This is a genomic window from Emticicia agri (assembly GCF_004168285.1).
Lineage (GTDB): Bacteria > Bacteroidota > Bacteroidia > Cytophagales > Spirosomataceae > Emticicia > Emticicia agri.
Map to the genome: position 1 here is coordinate 171146 of NZ_SEWF01000009.1, position 19752 is coordinate 190897.

Sequence of the window (19752 nt, forward strand, 5' to 3'; positions counted from 1 at the left end):
TATCTTTTTATAGCTGTTTAATGATTGATAAAGAATTGATGAGTAATAGATTTACCTTTTGCCATTTGTAATTCTACAAAATAAACGCCGTCTTTAAGTTTCTCTATATCAAATTCCTGTTGGCTTCCATTCTGAAGATTTTGTTTTTGAATGACTCTTCCTTGTGAATCTTTGAGAAATGCAGTGGTCTTCATAATTATCGTCATTTTAATATTAGTAAGAAAAGGAAAAGCAAAAATTTTGCCGTGTCATCTTATAGACGAACATTTGATTAAAAAATGTTGCATGGGTTTAATCAGGTGGCAAATTTTCATTCCGTGGATTTTAAATGATAACTATTTAGTAGCCGATATGTTTTAAGAAAAGAGATAACTTATTTCATGCAAACACCGATATATTCTTTCAGATAACCGATAAATCATTAAAAATGGTGGAATGATGAGTATCTTTAGCGATGGTTCAATTGAAAAATTTTTCCCTGATTGCGCATCTGGTAGGCTGGCTCATAGTTTTCAGTCTCACTTCTTTATTTTTATCAGAAAACCGGAGCGCTTCCGAGATTTTCCTTCGACCTAATTTCTGGGTCTTTTTTCTGATTTATATTTCGCTTTTTTATCTCAATACGGGTTGGCTTATTCCTAAACTCTTTTTTACCAAAAAATACCTTTTTTACTTCGGAATTATTCTTTGTCTATTAATGGGTATTGCCATTGTAAAGCCTTTTGACAGGTTGGTTTTTGAACGGAACAGACCAAGTCAGGTAGATAAGCCAACGCCATCTTTTTGTGAACCTCCACCACCGGGAGAAAGACCTCAGGATTTTAAAGAACTACGTAGAGAGCCTCCCCGTGATTTTGAGCGAGAACCCAGGCAGGAGCGTAACCAAATTGATGTAATCAGTATATTTTTGTTTGGGTTGATATGGGCATTAGGTATGGCCTTAAAAATTAGTGAGCGATGGCGTGATTCAGAACAAAGGGCAGTGCGGGCAGAGGCAGATAAAGCCAATGCCGAATTATCGTTCCTGAAAGCACAGATTAATCCGCATTTTTTGTTCAATACACTCAACAATATTTATTCGCTTGCCGTAACTAATAATAAAAACACGGCAGTAAGTATCATGAAACTGTCGCAAATAATGCGTTATGTAACCGACGAAGTATCAGAAGATTTTGTACCACTACAAAGTGAAATAGAATGTATCAGCAATTATATTGACCTGCAAAAACTAAGATTAAGCAAAAAAACAGAAGTAATTTTTGAAGTAAGCGGTAATACAGACACAAAACAGATTTCACCCTTAATATTGATGACTTTTGTTGAAAATGCTTTTAAGCATGGCATCAGTAACCATGAAAATGCTGTTATTGAAATCAGGATTGAAGTAGTAGCAAATACCATCAGGTTTGTTTGTAAGAATACATTATTTGCTACTTCAAGAAAAATAGAGCGAACAGGAATTGGTCTGACTAATACCCGTCAGAGATTAACACATTTATATAAAAACAGACACTCACTGGTCATAAATGAGGATTCAGATTTTTATTTCGTTGAACTAATTATTGAAGATTAAAATGAAACTCAGATGTGTTGTGATTGATGATGAACCGCTGGCGCTGGAGTTAATGAAGGAATATATTTCACGATTTCCTGAACTGAAACTTATTCAGGCTTTTGATGATGGAATAGCAGGAAAGGAGTTTCTGAAAAATAATCAGATTGATTTACTGTTTATAGATATTAATATGCCTGATATAACAGGGCTCGAACTGGTTGAGTCTTTAGAAAAAAAGCCTATGGTTATTTTTGCCACTGCGCACCGGAAATTTGCGCTTGAAGGCTTTAACCTCGATGCAATTGATTATCTATTAAAACCTATCGACTTTGAGCGATTTAGTAAAGCGGTAAAAAAGGCAATCGACTATTATAGCTTTAAAAATAATCAGCCTACTGAAACACCTGAGCACATATTTGTTAGGGCTGAATACAGAATGATTAAAATCGACCTCAATGCTATTGAATACATTGAAGGATTAGAAGATTATATCAAGATTCATGTAACCGGATTAGCCCATCCTATACTTACGCTGATGTCTTTAAAAGGCATTTTGGAACAATTACCTTTGGGGCAGTTCAGTCGTATTCATCGGAGCTATATTGTGGCTCACGCTAAAATTCAATCAGTCTTAAAGAAAAATGTTCAGCTTACTTCGGGTATCGAACTGCCCATTAGTAATACCTACCAGCAGTTTGTAGATGATTGGCAGAAAAAATAATCAGTTTACCGATACATACTTTGCATTGACCGATACATCAGATTTTAGCGCAATTTTATTTTTCTTTTCAGCGTCTATAGAGTATTAAACGAAAAAGAACACTATGGACAGAAAAGATTTTTTGAAAAAGGGCTTAGGCTCATTAGCCATTATCCCATTATTTGCGGCTTGCAAAGAAACTGATGTAACCCCTGATACAACCGGCACCACTGGCACTAATACAGGTTCAACCACTACCGGGTCATGTACTACTACTGCTACTGAAACTGAAGGACCATTCCCGACTAAAACACCGGGTTCGCTGGTTACGAATGATATTGCCTCTGACAGAACAGGAACAAAACTTACCGTAAAAATAACCATCCAGAACAAAAACAATAGTTGCGCGGCTTTATCAGGTGCTTTAGTTGACATCTGGCATTGTGATGCTGCCGGAAATTATTCTGAATATGGTGGTACAGGTATGCAGAGTACCAATTATACCAATGTTCATTTTCTTCGTGGGAGACAAACCACTGATGCCAATGGTTTAGTAACGTTTACCAGTATATATCCGGGTTGGTATTCGGGTAGGGCTACACATATTCATGTCCATGTGTATAATAGCAGTGGTAAATCTTTGCTGGTAACGCAAATTGCGTTTCCTGAAGATGTGAGCAAAGTGGTGTATGCACAAGGCGTTTATGCCAGTCATGGACAGGCCGATACTACTAATGCCAGAGATAATGTATTCAGCGATGGTACATCAACTGAAATGTCAACCTTAACAGGAAGTGCCTCAGCAGGTTATGTACTGACCCATACCATAGTTGTAAACGGTTAATTGAGTTTTAATAGATAGATAGCTGAACAATGGCAAAAGGAATCATTCGCTTGTGTTATCAAAAGATTATAGATGTGCATGCACAAAAAACATGGGAAAGAAATGTTTTTGAGGATACTTATATGGAGTTTTTTATGCAATCGCAATTCTATAATCAGGAAGAACAGTATCAGACTTTTCAGGAGTTGATAGCGAATGTTCCTGCTGTCGACAAACTACACTATCTGGTAAGTACGGCTGCTATTAATTATATCAGGCAATTAAACAATCTTATGCCTGATATTACCAATGCGCATCAGCAGTTGTGCATGCCTTTTACCAATTTCAGATTCGAAATTGTTCAGTCGCATATTCAACGAAAAGAAGAACATAGGATAGTTATTTATTTTTACAGCGAACCTATAATCTGGATTGATACCATAGACCATCAACTATTGGTAGCTTATGGTAACGAGACAGAAGCATTAGAATCAGGAAAAGAAATTTCAACGGATTTAATAGCTTTACAACCATTTTTAAGTATTTCTTCTTTTCAAAATATTTAACACCATGCTTACCCAAACTGAAGGACAGATTTATTTATCACATTTAAGAGGTGTTACCAATCGTAAAACCTTCAGAAGTTTCCATACTTTTAATCATGGGACTTACTTTGATAAAACCCGAACACCATTCGGGAATCTGATTGCCTGTAATGATGACACGTTAGCAGCAGGTAATTCGATTATCACAAACGTGGATAAGTATATGGAGTTAATCATCATTCCATTGGTGGGTTGTATTGAGGTAAAAGATAACCATGATAAAAGCCAAGTCTTAGAAGCCGGACAGGCATTCATTTTAAGATTGAAAATGGAGGAATACTACCAGATTTTGAATCCTTTTAAAGATGAATTAGTGAATTTTTTGCAAGTGTGGTTTGAGAGGGAACAAATTGATAAAGAACAATCTAATGAACTTATCACATTCGATATAGATACAAATAAAAATCGGTTAACTGCTATTGGAGACTATTGCTATATCGGGAAGTTTGAGGGTAGGGAAGAGGGAGTTTTGAGTATTGACGGTACCAATAAGGGTGTTTTCGGATTGGTAATAGAAGGGGCATTTGAGTTTCAGAACAGATTGCTTGAATCAAGAGATAGTATAGCCTTGTGGAATGAAAATAACGAAGCCCTGCAAATAGAATTTGAAGCACTGTCGAACGATGCCATTATATTAATAACTGAGGTAACAACTAAGGACGGAATATCATTTTAGTTGTATAGAATTTGCCTTTCTGGAATCTGAAATAGATTTTTCCTACCCGTATAACGGTCATTTCTTTAATATTGGCAGGGTTCACAATGTCGTCTTCAAGCGTATGAATACTGCCATCAGTCTTTTTAGCTATCTGCACATAATCTGACTGAAAGGCTAAATTTTTCTCATAGGTTTCACCACAGAGAATGATATGCGTTTTTTTCTTCAATTTCGACAGATTTCTCATATCCTTTACAGGACTGCTGTTGTCTGCAATCATTACAATATCATCAATTTCAGGGAAATTCTTTTGAGCAAATAGCAAAGCTTCAATATTATTTTCAGCTTTATTTTTATTGTTTTCGGTATTACTAATGGCCGCAAACATAGTATCCCATAACAGCAATTCATCTTTTTTCTTTACCATAAACATTTTACCCGGTAGTTTCCCTCTGGTTTCATTGCCTAAGCTATCACAATCGGTAAAGAATATAATACCTTTGATACTGTTGTTATCCACATTTTCCATCATCCAGTCAAAAACCTGGGTTGTGTAAGGAAACATACTTGATGTCATATCGCAGACAATCACAATGTTTTTCCACTTATCTGCGTTCCGGTCAAGTGCTTCATAAGATGTCAGTTCGTAGGTCTTTCCTAATTCACGCACTCTCATAATTTTATCACTCATCGAAACTGCAGAAGAATTAAGGAAACGAATTTCTGTGTCAACAAGGTCAGTGTGTTTTTCAGCAGGTGCTGCAACTTTTCTTGAGGCCAATTTATTGACTTTAAAATTAGTTAATGGGGTAGTTTCAGCACTCTCGGCTGGCTTTAAAGGCTCTGTTGGTGTGGTGGTTTTAACAACTACTGGTGCAGGAACTGATTTTTTTTCTTTGGGTAATTCTATTTTAGTAAACGTCTTATCATCTATGCTTTCTTCTTGTTTAGGTTTTATTTCGGTAGGCGTGATTTTCTGTGCAATCACTTCAGATTTGATTGGAAGCGGGTCAGAACCTGCAAACCAATAATAACTCAAGCCTAAAATTAAAACAACGGCACTTGGAATAGAAAAACGTAATAAATTATCAATCATAATTTTACGTTTCATCTTATTCCAGTCATCTGGCGAATGTTCAGGTTGGAAATGGTTTAGTTTTTCCCTGATAATCCGGTGAAATTTTTCTTCTTCTGACATGACTACAATCTTTTTGTTAATTTTTGACGAAGTAATCCATTTGCTAAGGACAGATTTGCCCTTGAAGTACTTTCTGCAATATTTAACATCTGTGCAATTTCCTTGTGAGAGTACCCTTCAATAGCGTACAGACTGAAAACTACCCGATAGTTGGTTGGTAAACTTTGGATAGCCTGCATAATGTCTTCAGAGGAGAGCTTAGCGTAAACAGATTCGTCTCCATAATTGGGTTCAGCAATATTCTCGTTTAATTCTGCTGATTGTTTATGAATATTTTTTCTATAATGGTCTATGGCCCCGTTAATCATAATTCTCCGAAGCCACGGTTTTATACTTTCTATATTATCTATTTTGTTGAGGTTTCTGAATACTTTCAGAAAACCATCGTTCATGATTTCCAAAGCATCGTCTCTGTTTTCACAGTAACTCATACAAGTAGATAAAGCAAACCCATAAAAATGCTCATAAAACATTTTCATGGCTTTTTCATTGCCTTTCAGGCAGTCTGCGACAACCTCCATCAAACTATTTGAGGTCAATAGCTTTTTTCTTGTTAAGGTTTTTAAGTAAATTTCTGCTGTTTGTGTTATCACGGGAAATTTACGATTGAATAGTGAAACTATTTTTTCTAAGACGTAAATAACCAGTCAAAACGCTGTGTAAAATAATTAATTTCCTTAAAAATGGGGCAGACTCATACCGATTCATACCCTGAAGAAGCTAATTATTTACGGTATATTTTAACTGAAAGTCAAGGTCTGGCCAATGCTCCTGCTTTTTTTTGAAAAACATAATCAAAGCCATTCTGTACTTTCAGGTTATAATCAAAAAACTCTAATGCCCTTTGCAGGTTATTGCGGTTAATGGCAATAAAATAAGGGTTTTTGCCTTCGCCTTTTCGTACAAGTCTTGCATCTAATTTAAAAATGGTTCCCTCGGGGTAGCAAGCTACCAATTTAGAGGGGCAACTCACCTTTATGTCGCAGGGTACCTGCTGACCATTAATTGTACTCAGTCGCATACGTTTTTTACTGGTATCATAATATGACTCAGCAAAAACATCGAGAAAAAAAACTTTGTTGAGTTCCGGAACTTCGTCCAGTAGCGACAGTTGCATCAGCTTTAGGCGTTTACTTGTCATGGTTGGTTACAGTATTAATCCATGAATATTGCAAATCTATACAAAAACCAGAAAATATTACAAAAGGGTATATGTTTTTTTAAGCAAAAAGCGTACCTTTGCGCATCTTTTTTTGAGGTATAAAAAAAATGGCAGAAGTTAAGATTTTTTCAGGTACTACATCAAAGTATTTAGCAAGTCGGGTTGCTGATTATTATGGCAAAGACTTAGGTGGTGTAAGCATCAATCACTTTGCTGATAGCGAAATTTCAGTAAGTTTTGATGAGTCAGTAAGAGGGTGCGATGTTTTTCTGGTTCAGTCAACTTTTCCACCAAGTGATAATATCATGGAGCTGTTGATGATGATTGACGCCGCCAGACGTGCCTCAGCTCACTATGTTTGTGCAGTTATTCCTTATTTCGGATATGCCAGACAAGACCGTAAAGATAAACCAAGAGTAGGTATTACGGCCAAACTGATTGCCAATATGCTTACAGCCGCAGGAGCCGACAGAGTAATGACAATGGACTTGCATGCGGGCCAGATTCAGGGTTTCTTTGATATTCCTGTTGACCATCTGGAGGGTACTTCTGTTTTTGTGCCTTATCTGAAAACCCAGAAACTTGAAAACCTCAAGTTTGCTTCTCCTGACGTTGGTGGGGTATCTCGTTGTCGTAAGTTTGCTTCGTATTTTGATGCAGATATTGTGATTTGTGACAAACACCGTAAAAAAGCTAACGAAATTGCGTCTATGCAATTGATTGGAGAGGTAGAGGGTGCCGATGTGATTCTGGTTGATGACCTGATTGATACGGGGGGCACTATATGTAAGGCAGCAGAACTGATTCTATCGAAAGGAGCGAAGTCGGTAAGGGCTTTTTGTACACATGGTGTACTTTCAGGTAAAGCACATGAAAACATTTCTAATTCTGTATTAGAAGAATTAATTGTAACTGATACCATTCCTTTAAAATATGATAATCCTAAAATTAAGGTATTATCAGTAGCCGAGTTATTTGGCAAGGCTATCGGAAGAATCAGAGATAACGGGTCTATTAGCACTTTATTTATAAATTATCAACAGAATTTGGGTTTTTGATGGAGTATCTGTCTTAACCGAGATTCATTATTAAATTTTTACAAAAATGAAAAAAACTGAGATTGTAGGGTATAACAGAGCGAATCTCGGACGCCAGGCTTCACAGGAATTACGTGGGCAGGGAATGGTTCCGTGTGTATTGTATGGTGGTACAGATCAGGTATCGTTTTACGCTCCGGCTTATTTGTTCCGTGATTTGCTTTTTACTCCTGATGTGTATGAAGTAACACTTAATATTGAAGGTAAAATTTATACTGGTATTTTGCAGGATTCACAATACCATCCGACAAATGACCAGATTATCCATGCTGATTTCTTAGAAATCACAGAGGATAAAGTGATTAAAGTAGCTGTTCCAATTAAATTACATGGTCCGTCAGAAGGACAAAAGAAAGGGGGTAAATTAGTACAGAAAATGCAAAAACTACGTTTGCAAGGACCTGCTAAAAATATTCCTGATTATGTAAATGTAGATATCAAAGACCTGGATTTAGGTAAATCTATCAAGGTTTCGGCTATTGCAGAAATCGAAGGCGTAAAAGTTTTAGACTCTGCAAGCAATCCTGTAGCAGTTATCACTATTCCACGTTCTTTGCGTCAGTAAAAGCATTGCACATTCAAGCTAATAGATAGTTAACGGGTTGGCAACAACCCGTTATTTTTTTTTGCCACACTAATTGCAATTGCCCATTTTTGCTTCAAAAGTTGCTCCGGTATGCGTCTGGAATCCGTTCATGAGCATAATACTTTTGCCAGCCTGCATTTTTATAATAGAATTTTGATTTAATACTTGTCCGTTGTAATGAATGGCCTCTGATGCCGAATAATTATAATTACCACTCGGAATATCTTTAGTCAGAGTCATTTCAGACTGACATTCGTTATTGCTGAGTTTTAATATCCAGAAATCATCATCTCCATGCCAGCCTGGCACATCACCATTAGCAGGTGAGGCAGTATTACCTACTATCAGATACCCGTTATCAAAAGTACTTACCATACAATTGGGTTCGTCGTGTCCGCTACCGCCATAGGTCTTATGCCAACGCATATCTCCGTTAACCGGATTTAGTTTGATTACCCAGAAGTCGGCACTGCCATGATTGTCCACAGGGTCGCCTTCACCATTGGCCGAATAAGATTCTCCAACTACGAGGTATTCACCATCTACCATTTGCAGCACCGAACGTGCATATTCATTTTTTACGCCACCATAGCAACGACTCCAGATTTTTTGCCCCAGACTATCAATTTTTACAATCAGGTAATCTCTGTTATTAGGGTTATCGTAATTTGAATGATTTTCAATGGCATCATAGTCATGCGAGTAAGTTTCTCCGGCAATTACATAACTGCCGTCACTGCACTGAATGACCGATTTTGCATACTCATCCAAGGTCCCTCCAAAGGTATTCTGCCATTGAATTATGCCATCTTTATTCAGTTTTACTACCCAGAAATCAAGCCCACCTTTGTTGGTAAGTCCGGGTAAATCTTCTGAACTTGAATAGCCGACAAAAATAAAACCGTTATCACGTGTTTTTATTACCTGATGGGCATGATCGTTTTTAGAACCCCCATGAGACTTTTGCCATAGCATATTACCTGCGCCATCAATCTTTATTAACCAGGCATCAAACAAACCACTATTTCCTACAACAAGTGTATCATTTGATTCAGAGTAACCAGCAATCAGGTAGGTATCATTATCGGCTTTGCAAATCGAGAAAGCATATTCGTTACTTTCGCCGCCTATACTTTTTTTCCATTCAATAGTACCATCTTCAGTAAATTTTACAATCCAGTAATCATTATGCCCATAATTTTCGGTAATATCATAATTTAATGAATTACTGTGGCCAACTACTATAAATTTGTTGTCAAAGGTTTCTATGACCGAATTAATATAATCTTCACCACTACCGCCCAATGAGGTTTTCCATTGTAATTCTCCATGACGGTCAAGTTTTATGACCCATCCATCAAAAAAACCGTAATGATTGGCTAAATCAAAGTTATCAGACTGTGAATGACCTCCGATAAAATAGCCCCCGTCATGGGTCTCCACCACTGATACTGCTTTATCATAAAAACTTCCGCCATAGGTTTTTGTCCATTCTATCTGCGGATGTTGAGCAAGACAATTAGCTGAAAGGAGAGATAAGGAAATTAAGTGTAAGAGTATTTTCATGGAGTTGAGCGTTGGTGTTAGTCTAAAGCACAGCAACCGGCTTTTAGATTGGTCAAAGTTATGGGTAAGCCTACTATAATTTAGATTAATTCTATATTATTTATTGAATGGCTTATTCTGATACTTTTTTAACAGGTGTTGGGTATATTTGTGTCAAAAAAAATCTTGCCACACAAGGCGGTGACAAGATTGCTTACTACGACAGTTATTTACGACTTAAATATAAAATTTTACTGTGTGGATTGTAGGTCAATACTGCAATACTTTATTGACTTCTATCATCACAAATGTATCGTCAAGCATATTTCTGAAATGCGCTAATTCTTTTGGCGTAAACATCAGATAAAAATTGTTCATGGGTGTACGCATACCCATCGTGCGGCCATTACAACATAAATCACCAGCATCAAAAATGGTGGTTTCATCGTCAACCATTCTTCTGAATTGTCTTAAATCATCTTCTGAAAAAATGAATAGCTGGTTATTGAAAACCAGATTGAACTTTTCACAACATTGGCATTTACCTATGTATCCGTACGCACATGAAGCGAGAATCATTAGTTTGTGATTAGTCATTTTTTTCGTTGTTGATTTTCTTTTTTAATAATTCAGAATAGTTTTCATCAGTATAGCCGCAAATCAGGTGATTAAACAGGTTGGTCATGGGTTTGCCTATCAGGAAAATCCGCTGGTTACTCATGCTTTCTATAATTTCCATTGCCTGAGTCATTAATGACTGTTTTTCGGTTGATGTGTGGGATTTTTCCATTGAGTGATTGAGTGAATGGGTGATTGAGTAAATATTTTATTAAAACAAAAGTTGATATTTTATCATAATTAAGTTTGGATTTTAAACTATAATCACTCAATCACTCATTCACTCAATTGTTTAAAACCTTCTTGTTCTCACAATCTGCTTTCTCACAATGGCCATATAATAATAAATCGTGTTGAGTAATTTCAAACTTCATCATTTCGCCAATCATTTTCTGAATCTGTTGTAAACGAGGGTCGCAAAACTCTTTTACCTGTTGGCAATCAAGACAAATCAGGTGGTCGTGTTGACGAAAATTGGCAGCTTTTTCATATTTGGTTACATTATTGCCAAACTGATTTTTCCGTATCAATCCACATTCAAGCAATACTTCAAGGTTATTATAGATAGTAGCCCGGCTCACATACTGCTTTTTATCAACCATAGTTTTGTAGAGGTCTTCTGCATCAAAATGGTCATGTCGAGAATAAATCTCTTCAAGCATCATCATACGTTCAGTGGTTTTTCGTAGCCCTTTTTCCTCCAGGAAAATCAGAAACTTAGCCACTGCTTTTTCGTAATGTATATCTTTCATTATACCTCCTTCCAGAAATTCCCTATGCAGGGGTCTGTTTTTTTATTTGAATCCGGCTTTAACCCAACTTGTTTCCGGTAGTGTGGTACAAAGGTAAAGGCTTATTTAGAATTAATCCAAATAATTTTCCCATTTTATTTTTAATTAGTCTAAATAACATATACATTTGCAGCACAATCAAACCACGAGAAATTTTTTTGAATAATGAGTAAACCAAAACACCTTACAATGAAGTCGATTTTTACAGTACTATTAGGCATGAGCAGCCTATGGGTGTTTGCCCAAAACGGTACCCTGAAAGGCAAGATTACCACTAACGATGGCAAACCAGCCGAATTTGTCAATGTAATTATTAAAGGAACCAATAAAGGAGTAACCGCCGACATTGACGGAAATTATCAGATTGCTAACTTAAAACCAGGAGATTATACAGCACAGGCAAGTTTTGTAGGATTAAAAGCAGAAAATAAAAAATTTACTATCAGTGGAGATGAAACAGTAACCCTTGATTTTGAAATGGAGGTAAGTGCCAATCAGTTGCAGGAAGTGGCTGTAGTAGCTAACCCAAGTAAATATGTTACTGACTACCCATCTATCTCTCTTCGTCTGAAAACGCCACTGTTGGAAGTTCCACAAAATATTCAGGTGATTACCAAACAGGTGATTCAGGACCAACAGATATTTGATATGCTGGAAGGTGTTACCCGAAATGTAAGTGGTGCTACCCGTGTAGAACACTGGGATATTTATGCACAAATCAATATGAGAGGTTCACAGATTGCAGGTTTCAGAAATGGAATGAACGTACAATCTACCTGGGGGCCTTTGGTTGAAGACATGAGCATGGTAGAGCGTATTGAGTTTGTGAAAGGTCCGGCAGGATTTATGTTGGCCAATGGCGAACCAAGTGGCTTTTATAACATTGTAACCAAAAAACCTACAGGCTTAACCAAAGGTGAGGCAACCATGACCGTAGGTAGTTTTAACACTTACCGTTCGACCCTTGATTTTGATGGTAAACTGACACAAGATGGTAAAATATTGTATCGCCTGAACCTGATGGGTCAAACCAAAGGCTCTCACCGTGATTATGAATTCAATAACAGAATTTCGGTAGCACCTGTAGTGAAATTCCAGTTTACGCCTAATACTTCATTAACTGCCGAATACACTTATCAGTTTAACCAGATGTCGGTGATTGGTTCAAATTATGCGTTCTCTAAAAAAGGTATGGGCGATTTACCCGTAAACTTTACTACGGCCGAGCCTAACATGGACCCATCGAATATCAACGATAATACTTTCTTCCTGACATTAGCGCATAGCCTTAATACCAACTGGAAACTGACCGGACAATTGGCTTATATGAAATACAGTCAGCAAGGTCAATCGTTATGGCCATCAGGTTTCTCTGCCAATGGCGATACACTTTACAGAGGTGCTTCTATCTGGGACGTAATGGGCATTACCAAAGTTGGTCAGTTCTTCGTCAATGGTGATGCTAAAACAGGTTTTGTTAACCACCGTATTTTAGCAGGTCTTGATATGGGACAAAAAGATTTCTACCATGACTGGAATCAGGGTGGTGGTTTCTCTGGCCCTAACGGCTTCAATATCTACAACCCTGTTTATGGTACTGTTCCTTCTTCGGCATTTCCTGAATATGACCGTAGCCTGAGCCTACGCCAGAGAGGTGTGTATTATGCACAAAGTTATGCTGCTCTTTATGCACAAGACGAATTACGTTTCATGCAGGATAAACTAAGACTGACTCTTGCCGGACGTTTCACCACAGCACAGAACAGTGACCCTTATTCTGGCTTTGTTAAAGCTGAGAAATTTACTCCACGTGTAGGTTTAAGTTACTCAATCAACAAAAATACGAGTGTATATGCCGTATTCGACCAGGCATTTGTGCCACAGGCAGGAGCCGATGCTAAAGGTAAAGCATTTGACCCTATTACTGGTGATAACAAAGAGATTGGTATTAAACGTGAATGGTTAGGTGGGCTTTGGTCAACTTCGGTTTCTGCTTACAACATTACTAAAAATAATGTACTCACAAGCGACCCTAACAACCAGTTCTTTTCAATTCAGTTAGGACAAACACAGGTAAAAGGTATTGAGTTTGACTTACGTGGACAAATCATTCATGGGTTAGATTTAACCTTGAACTACGCTTATACTGATGGTAAAGTAACCAAAGATACCGACGAGAAAAAAGTAGGTGTACAGATACCGGGGACTTCTAAAAACGTGGCTAATGCGTGGTTGAGCTACAAAGCAACCAATGGCGCTTTACAAGGCTTTGGTATCTCGTTAGGAGGTCAGTATCAGGCAGGTCGTTCGTCGTGGTATGTGTTTGATGGTACTAAACAAGGTTTACCAAATTATTTCAGAATGGATGGGGCTGTTTCTTACCAGGCTAACAAATTTGCAGTAGCCCTTAATGTGAATAACCTGACCAATGCCTACTTATACATGGGTGGTTATTATGAGTGGAGCCAGTTCTTTTACTACCAGACAGAAGCCAAAAGAAATTTACGTCTATCAGTTAATTACAAATTTTAAGAGGAATGACTTTTAAAAAGATTATTGGTAAAATACACCTCTGGCTCGGCCTTGCATCCGGGCTGGTGGTATTTATTGTAAGTATTACCGGGTGCATCTATGCCTTTCAGGTCGAAATTCAGGACTTAGTTCAGTCTTATCGCTATGTAGAGGTTCAGAACAAGCCGATGTTACCCCCTTCAACCATTCAATCTATTGTTGAAAAAGCAGTACCCAACAAGGTTGTTCATAGTGTTACTTACGAAAGACCGGGCAGAGCTGCCATAGCAACCATCTATCATTACGAACCTACCTATTATTACCTGGTTTATGTAAATCCTTATACCGGAGAGGTACTGAAAGCCAAGAATATGGATGAAGATTTCTTCCGCTTTATTCTTGACGGACATTTTTATCTCTGGTTGCCTGACAAAATCGGTCAGCCTGTGGTAGCGTCTGCTACGCTGATTTTTGTATTCCTGATGATTAGCGGATTAATACTCTGGTGGCCTAAAAACAAAGCGGCTGCCAAACAAAGATTCTCTATTAAGTGGAATGCCCAATGGCGTAGAGTGAATTATGACCTGCACAATGTTTTAGGCTTCTATATGACCTGGGTAGTTATTATTATTGCCGTAACAGGGTTGGTATGGGGTTTTCAATGGTTCTCAAAAGCGTATTACTATACACTTTCGGGTGGAAAGGAAGAGAAGATTTATTATGAACCTGAATCAGGTAAACCATCGGCCAGTTTAATCGCAGATAAGACACCTGCTATTGACTTAATCTGGAAAAAGATGATTGCCGAAACACCGGGTGCTAAAACGATTGAGGTTCATCCGCCTGAAACAGACAAATCAACCATTGTAACAGCTACTACTACCGATACAGATGTGTACTGGAAACATGATTATCGCTACTTTGACCAATATACTTTAAAAGAAGTATCGGTAACCAGCACTTATGGCCGTTTGACAGACTTATCGACTGCCGATAAAATTATGCGCATGAATTATGATATTCATGTTGGGGCCATCTTTGGTTTTGCAGGTAAGCTATTAGCCTTTTTTGCCAGTCTGATAGCCGCTTCATTGCCCATTACGGGGGTTTATATCTGGTGGGGCAGGAGAAAGAAAAGAGCCAGAGTAGTTGCCAAGCCTGCTACTTCCAATTCACAGGTTTTCAGACCTAAATACTCTTAGTCGCAAATACACTTTTAACAATACACTTTATGAAAAATACAATCATCTTATTAGCCTTAATGCTGATGCCTTTTTTGTCGGAAGCACATGGCTACTGGCTTGAAGTAAAAGGCTCAGGTAAAGTAGGGGAGCCTGCCAAAATTCAGATTTTCTATGGTGAATACAACAACCAGGGAAGAATGAAAGGCAAGTTTTTAGATAAAATGAATGAAATAAAAATCTTTGTAGTTGACGAAGCCGGTAACCGTACGGATGTGCCGACTGTGCAAACCGAAACTCATTGGGAAGGAACATTCACCCCTAAAACCGAAGGGAATTATCAGGTGTTGGGTGTAAACGAAACCCGAGAAGTGCAGGATTGGGCAAAACATAACTTAGGTATTGTAAGACCCATGCAGTACCTACGTACCAACTATATGGTTGGCAAAGCTACTGCTGCGACTAAACCAAATAATTATTTGGATATTATCGCTACTGAATCTGACAACGGAATTAATCTGAACGCTTTTAAAAACAATGTCCCGGCTGATAAAGCAAAACTAACCATTATCAGCCCTGATGGATGGGAGAAAGTAAAAGTTACCAGCGAAAGAGGCCGTACGTCTTTTGTGCCTAATGTGAAAGGTATTTATCTGATAGAAGCCGAATGGATTGATAAAACACCAGGAACTTATAAAGATAAACCTTATGAGTCAATCCGTTATCATACTGAAACTACTATTGAGGTGAAGTAAATTATTGTCGATTTTCGATTTCGGATTGTCGATTGAAAAAATTAATTAAATTCGACAATCTGCATCGTAACGGCGAACCGTTCGACATTCGACAATTCCCTCAATCACTCAATATCCATAAATCAATATCAAAAATTAATACAGAAATGAAAAAAACAGTTATTCTCTTATTGGCCAGCTTTGGTGCATTTGCGCAGAAATCGGCAGATATTACTGCTATTAAAGGACAATGCGGCTGTCATGAAGTAAAGTTTGACTATGCCGAAACTTTCACACCAAATAAAGAGTATAAACTCAAAGACCAATACCACGCCAAAGGAACTGAATATGTATTTGTGGTAGAAGAATCGAAAGACAAAATTGTGATTCAGCACTTGTTAGCTATTGGTGATACAATGGTGGTAAAACACTGGCGTGAAGACTGGACTTATGAAGACCCGAATTTGTTGAGTTTCTACAAAGAAGGTGTTTGGAAATACAGCCAGTTTGAAAAAGGTGCTGTGAAAAAAGGCTGGACACAAAAAGTGTATGAAGTAGACGATGCGCCACGTTATGAAGGCTTTGCCCAATGGTCGCACGCCAATGGTAAACACCTATGGGAAAGCAAAGTAGATGCTCCGCTTCCACGTCGTGAGTACACCAAAAGAAAAGACTATAACGTATTGAAACGTGGTAACAGAATCTATGTAACAGATGCAGGTTATTTACACGAGCAGGATAACGACAAAATCCTGAGAAAAGAGGGTACTGATTTATTGATTGTACAAGAAAAAGGTATCAATGATTATAAAAAACTAAGCGATGAGAAGGCTTGTGAAGTAACCAAAAAATGGTGGGCAGAACACGCTCCTTTCTGGGCTGATGTGCGTGCTGAATGGGCGCAGGTATTTGACCAGCACAAAAACATTACTATCAAACAATTTGTGAGAAGTAAAATGTTGAGCGAATATTTCACGGCTATCGAAAAAGAGAAAAACGATTCAGTAACCAATCGTAAAAAAATCAAAGAAGTATTAAATCAATTTGTAGTATATAATGATGAAGTGATAGGAAAGAACTAATGGTTCTTCCTGATATATCTGATTGTTAGAAAGCCTCTCGTGTGTTCATGAGAGGTTTTTTTGATTGAATTAGTTGCAATTTGTAGAGACGTATTGCAATACGTCTCATGGGTCTGTCCAATCAATTGAATTTATTTTGGAAGGTAGATTTTGAACCTCATAAAATATTTGTTGATATTCACAGACCTTTGGAGACGTATTGCAATACGTCTCTACAAATCGGAATAATTATTTGTTAATTATTCCCTCCACCAAAATCAGATAATCGGCTATGTCAAGACCTTTGGCACGGTCTTCGGGGGTGGCGTGTTGTTCAAGAAAATCTGAAACTCTTACCTTGATAGACGGGGGTAGTTCACGGGCTTTGGCTATCCATTTGTCGTAGGCATTCAGGTCGGGGAAAAGCACTACTTTTCTGCCCTTTAAGACTTTACACTTGTTGGCTGTCAGATTACTGAGGCTACCTACGGCCAGCCAGATAAACTGCGGTAGATATACGCTTGCAATCAAGGCTGTTTTTTCACTCTCCACAAGGGCAACCGGCGCATCTGATACACTTAACAGATGTTCTCCGAAAAGGCATTGTTCCAGATGGAAATCTTTAAGCCCTAATACACTATGCACCCAGTTGATGTGCTTGTAGGGTTCTTTTACCCGCTTGCCGTTGGCAGGGTTATAGAGCATAATTTTACCTGTTCGGATACCGCCGAGTAGGTCTATCTGCCAGAAAACCGTAGCACCCGGCCAATGCTTTGAGGTACCGACAAAATACCGCACCATGAGTGCAAGCGTGATAACCTTGCCAAAATGATTGGTCAGAAAGCTAATCAGGTGATTATTTTCATACTGTTTCAGGCTTGCCATAAAAATATCCTGCGGAATGAATGAGACAACAGGGGGCTTTGGAGGCAAGGTGCAAACAGATAATTTAGGAGTATCCACTCGGGGAGTATCCACTCGGGGAGTATCCACTCGGGGATTGTCCTGAAAATAATCTTTGGGTGTATAATGATACCCGCATTTCACCTCACGGCTGCATCGGCCTACGTGGTAGTCGAGATACTCGCCTGTTTGGGTTTCAATGTAACGTGTAAAACACTTTTTGTGTTGGCAACCGGGGCAGGTATGGCGTGTTTTCATGCCCTTGTAAGGTTCTAAGGTATATCTGAAATGATTCATTGGGTTGTGTGAAATCCGTACCAATCGTACAGGTCGTACTTACTTTAGTACGTACGAACGAGTGTCTATCTAATCTACTTATCGCTGACTATATATAAGTATCAGAATATATATAGGAGTAAAAAAGATAAAAACATCGCTGCTTGAGCCTGATTCGTTCGTACGTACCAAAGTAAATAACATTAAGTACGACCTGTACGATTGGTACGAGGTGTTGTGGTTAATTACTGTGTTTTTTTAGCCATTTTCTCACAGAGCCTTCCGTAACACCTAATTGACTGGCAATCTGGCAATTGCTTAACCCCTGTTTTTTTAAGGTTAAAGCATCTGCTATCCGCTGTTCACGGTCTTGGTCGGTAATCTCCTTTAAATGGTCTTTTTCCCGCTCAAATGCCAGCAATTCAAATCTTACAAAATTACTGGGTTTGTTTATCTGGCAAATAGCCACATTTTCGCCATCATAGGCTAACCGGGCAATCCGTATTTTCACCTGTTTAAGATAGCGCAGATTCTTGTCTTTCTGGCTTTGTCCAATGGCAAAAGCCGCATCAGTAAATTGCATCAGCCTGCTGCTTCCCTGTGCATCATTTCGGGTGATGGGTCTGGTAGGGTCTCGCTTGGGTGTATGCGCCAGTATCAATAACGACAACCCGTATCGTTTTTTCAGGTTATTGAGGTGTTGCATCAACGGGGCGGCACTGGCTGCCTTTTCGGTTTCATTCCGCAGATACGTCAGGTTATCAATAATCAGGATTTTAATACCTGAATCACTAATGAGTTTTTCTATCGAATCAGCCAGAAAATCTTCAAAAGTCTGGTTATCAGGAATCCTTGCATCGGGGTCTATTTCAACCCGGATAAAATTATCATCGAACTGATAATGTTCCTGAAAATCAACAGAATAACGCTCTTCAAATTGTTTTTCTGATAGCTCAAAATCGAAATACAAAATCTTTTGTTTCTCTGCCGTCATCCTGAATCCGTCAGTAGCCATGCCCTTGCTAATGCTGTCGCCAATCTGCACAGCTAAAATCGACTTGCCCACATTGGTATCAGCATACAAAATACAAATCTCACCTTCAATCCAGAACTCATCGAATAAATACCGTGGACGCGGCTGTTTTTTAGCCTTGTCAATCCAGTAGTTGGCGGTGTTGTGTTTGAGTAGTCCGGTGGTGGTTCCGGCACTCGATTCGAGTGCATCAAGCGTGGCCTTTGCCTCTGCCTGAATCATGGCCAAGGTGATTTCAGATTTCACCTGTACCTCATTTACCGGGGTTGTGTCCGGTCTTGCTTCTTCCTCCATTTTAATTGTCATGTGGATTTAAGTAAAAAAATAAAATTGAACATTCTTATCACAGATAGCTGCATGGCAGACGGCTGTAATGTCTTTTAAAGGCCAAAGCCTTTTTAATTGTATTTTTTAGGGACAATGAGCGCTTACAAGAGCGTTTTTAAATGACTAATTCGTAATGAATGTTAGGAAGAAAACAGTTGAGACCCACAGCATGGTCTATAATGGGTAAAGGCAATTTAGGGCTGAATAGTTCCATAAAATGAGGGAAAATGTTTTCAACAATTATGGAGGTTTTGGAGGGGGATTATTGCCTGTGTAGAGACGGAATAGTCTCTAAAATTCTATCATTAAAATATTCACAAATAATAAAAATACCATTTCGTAGAGACGACTTGCAGGCGTCTCCATTGGTCTGTGAATTGTTAAAATT

The 19752-nt window shown here is 38.3% G+C and carries 21 protein-coding genes; 11 read left to right on the forward strand and 10 right to left on the reverse strand.

Annotated elements, in window-relative coordinates; all coding sequences use genetic code 11:
* Positions 1-17: 17 nt before the first annotated feature.
* Positions 18-206, reverse strand: a complete 189-nt coding sequence (locus EWM59_RS08445) for a T9SS type A sorting domain-containing protein (protein ID WP_130020520.1) — start codon at positions 204-206, stop codon at positions 18-20.
* A 257-nt stretch (positions 207-463) separates the two neighbouring features.
* On the opposite strand from EWM59_RS08445, the gene EWM59_RS08450 reads away from it, so the two are divergent.
* The 5 genes from EWM59_RS08450 (at position 464) to EWM59_RS08470 (ending at position 4359) form a co-directional block, all read left to right on the forward strand.
* Entirely contained in the window at positions 464-1573 is a 1110-nt protein-coding gene (locus tag EWM59_RS08450; RefSeq protein WP_165372144.1) for a sensor histidine kinase, read from the forward strand.
* A gap of 1 nt (position 1574) precedes the next feature.
* Complete coding sequence (locus tag EWM59_RS08455) at positions 1575-2276, forward strand: LytR/AlgR family response regulator transcription factor (RefSeq protein WP_130020522.1); 702 nt, start codon at positions 1575-1577, stop codon at positions 2274-2276.
* Positions 2277-2379: 103 nt separating this feature from the next.
* Positions 2380-3099: a dioxygenase family protein gene (locus EWM59_RS08460; RefSeq protein WP_130020523.1), complete on the forward strand. Its 720-nt coding sequence runs from the start codon at positions 2380-2382 to the stop codon at positions 3097-3099.
* Between the two features lie 29 nt (positions 3100-3128).
* Entirely contained in the window at positions 3129-3644 is a 516-nt protein-coding gene (locus EWM59_RS08465) for a hypothetical protein (protein WP_130020524.1), read from the forward strand.
* 4 nt (positions 3645-3648) lie between these two features.
* Positions 3649-4359 (forward strand): pirin family protein, encoded by a 711-nt coding sequence (locus EWM59_RS08470; protein ID WP_130020525.1) that lies wholly within the window; start codon positions 3649-3651, stop codon positions 4357-4359.
* On the opposite strand, the gene EWM59_RS08475 is transcribed toward EWM59_RS08470, so the two are convergent.
* The 3 genes from EWM59_RS08475 to EWM59_RS08485 all read right to left on the reverse strand — a co-directional run bounded on the left by EWM59_RS08475 (position 4337) and on the right by EWM59_RS08485 (position 6680).
* A complete protein-coding gene (locus EWM59_RS08475) occupies positions 4337-5539 on the reverse strand; it encodes a hypothetical protein (RefSeq protein ID WP_130020526.1) in 1203 nt (400 codons plus the stop codon). The two genes, EWM59_RS08470 and EWM59_RS08475, sit on opposite strands and share 23 nt — an antisense overlap.
* A 2-nt stretch (positions 5540-5541) precedes the next feature.
* Complete coding sequence (locus tag EWM59_RS08480; protein WP_130020527.1) at positions 5542-6060, reverse strand: RNA polymerase sigma factor; 519 nt, start codon at positions 6058-6060, stop codon at positions 5542-5544.
* Between the two features lie 230 nt (positions 6061-6290).
* Positions 6291-6680 carry a hypothetical protein gene (locus EWM59_RS08485; RefSeq protein ID WP_130020528.1) on the reverse strand — a complete coding sequence of 130 codons (390 nt, stop codon included), beginning with the start codon at positions 6678-6680 and terminating at the stop codon, positions 6291-6293.
* A 128-nt stretch (positions 6681-6808) separates the two neighbouring features.
* Between EWM59_RS08485 and EWM59_RS08490 the strand changes: the two genes are divergently transcribed.
* Complete coding sequence (locus tag EWM59_RS08490; protein ID WP_130020529.1) at positions 6809-7759, forward strand: ribose-phosphate pyrophosphokinase; 951 nt, start codon at positions 6809-6811, stop codon at positions 7757-7759.
* 46 nt (positions 7760-7805) lie between these two features.
* A complete protein-coding gene (locus tag EWM59_RS08495; protein ID WP_130020530.1) occupies positions 7806-8363 on the forward strand; it encodes a 50S ribosomal protein L25 in 558 nt (185 codons plus the stop codon).
* A 69-nt stretch (positions 8364-8432) separates the two neighbouring features.
* Here the strand turns inward: EWM59_RS08495 and EWM59_RS08500 are convergent, their stop codons facing one another.
* The 4 genes from EWM59_RS08500 to EWM59_RS08515 all read right to left on the reverse strand — a co-directional run bounded on the left by EWM59_RS08500 (position 8433) and on the right by EWM59_RS08515 (position 11299).
* Positions 8433-9950, reverse strand: a complete 1518-nt coding sequence (locus EWM59_RS08500; protein WP_130020531.1) for a 3-coathanger stack domain-containing protein — start codon at positions 9948-9950, stop codon at positions 8433-8435.
* Between the two features lie 249 nt (positions 9951-10199).
* Positions 10200-10526 (reverse strand): DUF6686 family protein, encoded by a 327-nt coding sequence (locus tag EWM59_RS08505; RefSeq protein WP_130020532.1) that lies wholly within the window; start codon positions 10524-10526, stop codon positions 10200-10202.
* Complete coding sequence (locus EWM59_RS08510) at positions 10519-10719, reverse strand: hypothetical protein (protein WP_130020533.1); 201 nt, start codon at positions 10717-10719, stop codon at positions 10519-10521. The genes EWM59_RS08505 and EWM59_RS08510 overlap by 8 nt, the downstream gene beginning before the upstream one ends.
* 112 nt (positions 10720-10831) lie before the next feature.
* Positions 10832-11299: a Fur family transcriptional regulator gene (locus EWM59_RS08515; protein WP_130020534.1), complete on the reverse strand. Its 468-nt coding sequence runs from the start codon at positions 11297-11299 to the stop codon at positions 10832-10834.
* A gap of 228 nt (positions 11300-11527) precedes the next feature.
* On the opposite strand from EWM59_RS08515, the gene EWM59_RS08520 reads away from it, so the two are divergent.
* The 4 genes from EWM59_RS08520 (at position 11528) to EWM59_RS08535 (ending at position 16846) form a co-directional block, all read left to right on the forward strand.
* On the forward strand, positions 11528-13870 hold the full coding sequence (locus tag EWM59_RS08520; protein WP_130020535.1) for a TonB-dependent receptor: 2343 nt from the start codon (positions 11528-11530) through the stop codon (positions 13868-13870).
* Between the two features lie 5 nt (positions 13871-13875).
* A complete protein-coding gene (locus EWM59_RS08525; protein WP_130020536.1) occupies positions 13876-15051 on the forward strand; it encodes a PepSY-associated TM helix domain-containing protein in 1176 nt (391 codons plus the stop codon).
* 29 nt (positions 15052-15080) lie between these two features.
* Positions 15081-15785 (forward strand): nickel transport complex, NikM subunit,transmembrane, encoded by a 705-nt coding sequence (locus tag EWM59_RS08530; RefSeq protein WP_130020537.1) that lies wholly within the window; start codon positions 15081-15083, stop codon positions 15783-15785.
* A gap of 146 nt (positions 15786-15931) precedes the next feature.
* Complete coding sequence (locus EWM59_RS08535) at positions 15932-16846, forward strand: DUF6607 family protein (RefSeq protein WP_130020538.1); 915 nt, start codon at positions 15932-15934, stop codon at positions 16844-16846.
* 228 nt (positions 16847-17074) lie between these two features.
* On the opposite strand, the gene EWM59_RS08540 is transcribed toward EWM59_RS08535, so the two are convergent.
* Together EWM59_RS08540 and EWM59_RS08545 are read right to left on the reverse strand one after the other, a co-directional pair.
* On the reverse strand, positions 17075-18025 hold the full coding sequence (locus tag EWM59_RS08540; RefSeq protein ID WP_130020539.1) for a DUF6371 domain-containing protein: 951 nt from the start codon (positions 18023-18025) through the stop codon (positions 17075-17077).
* A gap of 220 nt (positions 18026-18245) precedes the next feature.
* Complete coding sequence (locus tag EWM59_RS08545) at positions 18246-19343, reverse strand: AAA family ATPase (protein WP_229239317.1); 1098 nt, start codon at positions 19341-19343, stop codon at positions 18246-18248.
* Positions 19344-19752: the final 409 nt, after the last annotated feature.